General features: G+C 50.8%; 1 protein-coding gene. It reads left to right on the top strand.

The genetic code is table 11. From position 1 onward, the window contains the following. Positions 1 to 288 precede the first annotated feature (288 nt). Positions 289 to 474: hypothetical protein (locus F2P45_RS34505; RefSeq protein ID WP_166882691.1), on the top strand; the 186-nt coding region annotated here is incomplete at its 3' end.

Genomic DNA, 474 nt, shown 5'->3' with positions numbered 1-474 from the left:
CGCCCCCGTGCGAGACGAAATAGCTTGGGAGACGCGTGTTCATATTGGCACCGGAAGTTGATGTGTATCCTCCATATGCGGACGTGTACACTCGTTTTCAACCCGATGATTTACTATGCGTTCGCGGCTATGGCGTTCTGTGGCGCGTTTTCTTAGGCAAATAAAACGGGGCTCTTTTAGAGGAATTTGATGTGACTTTATTATCTGGCACTGCTACTCATCTGGTTCTTCGTGCTCCGGATTGTGGCCAAAGGCGTCACATGGATGCTGTATAGCCGGGATAAGCGCATGACCGTCATTGTTTTCATGGCTATCGTGTATCCCCTGCCGCTTGCAGACGAACTTGTTGGAGCAGTGCAGTTTGGCATGCTATGCGCAAGCCAGGAAGCGTATGTCGCCCCGGATGCGGAGCAAAAGAAGGGAACAAACGTCCGTGCAATCATTCATGAAGATGAGTATTTGGATGGCAAGGCC

The sequence above is a fragment of the Massilia mucilaginosa genome (genome assembly GCF_011682145.1).
In the GTDB taxonomy this organism is placed as follows: Bacteria; Pseudomonadota; Gammaproteobacteria; order Burkholderiales; family Burkholderiaceae_D; genus Telluria_A; species Telluria_A mucilaginosa.
This window is presented reverse-complemented; position numbering and strand designations above follow the sequence as displayed.